1 protein-coding gene is annotated in these 480 nt (G+C 45.2%); it reads left to right on the forward strand.

The genetic code is table 11. The features are described 5' to 3' along the window. Positions 1-480 (forward strand): MFS transporter (locus A9O67_RS13100; protein ID WP_269451556.1); only part of this gene is annotated, 480 nt, incomplete at both ends.

Raw genomic sequence — 480 nt, forward strand, 5'->3', positions numbered from 1 at the left:
TTTTAGGTACCGCCCTTACTGGACTATTTTCAGTTGTTGCACAAGTCCTGATCCCACTAGCAGCATCTATTGCTAAGCCTCATAAACGCGGTAAAGCGGTAGGAATGATTATGAGTGGGTTATTGCTGGGCATTTTACTTGCAAGAACGGTTTCAGGTGCTGTTGCTATGGTCGGTGGCTGGCGAGCGATCTATTGGGTGGCCTTTGCATTATTGATGCTGTTAATGATTGTTCTAGCCATTAAACTCCCCCGTTACCATCAAAAAGCGAACTTAAACTACTTCAAGCTCATTGGTTCTATTGGCCGGTTATTGTGCGGCACTCCAGTGCTTGCGGTACGCGCTTCTCTCGGTGCATTATCATTTGCCAAATTTTGGTTTACTGTGGACCGCAATGGCTTTCTTATTAGCCAGTCCGACATTCAGTTATTCCGAAGGGACTATAGGTTTATTTGGCTTAGTCGGTGCCGCATGTTTTTTT

This window comes from Tepidimonas fonticaldi, from assembly GCF_001675355.1.
Classification (GTDB): Bacteria; Pseudomonadota; Gammaproteobacteria; order Burkholderiales; family Burkholderiaceae_C; genus Tepidimonas; species Tepidimonas fonticaldi.